At 53.0% G+C, this 332-nt stretch carries 1 pseudogene; it reads left to right on the top strand.

Annotated elements, in window-relative coordinates:
- Positions 1–332 (top strand): annotated as a pseudogene (locus HBA93_RS19835) (TonB-dependent receptor domain-containing protein); the annotation flags it as partial.

The following is a 332-nucleotide window of genomic DNA, read 5'->3' on the forward strand; positions in this document are numbered from 1 at the left end:
GCGGTGAATATTCGCGGCATGGAAGGTTATGGGCGCGTCAATATGATGATTGATGGCGCGAGGCAAAATATTCGGGTTATGGGGCATGGTGTATCCGGCGGCTCCGCATTTATTGACAGTGATCTGCTTGCAGGTCTGGATATGGGGCGCGGGTCGCTGAGTGGCGCAGCAGGTGTGGGGGCATTAGGTGGTGCTGCCAATTTCCGTACACTTGGTATTGATGATGTTATTTTGCCGGGCAAATCTTACGGCGCCCTATCGACAATCAAATATGGTAATAACGCTTATGACTGGTCAACCATGGCCGCTGCCGGTATGCGGGCAGAAAACGG

Origin of the sequence: Ochrobactrum sp. SFR4, from assembly GCF_019730395.1 — a bacterium.
In the GTDB taxonomy this organism is placed as follows: Bacteria; Pseudomonadota; Alphaproteobacteria; order Rhizobiales; family Rhizobiaceae; genus Pseudochrobactrum.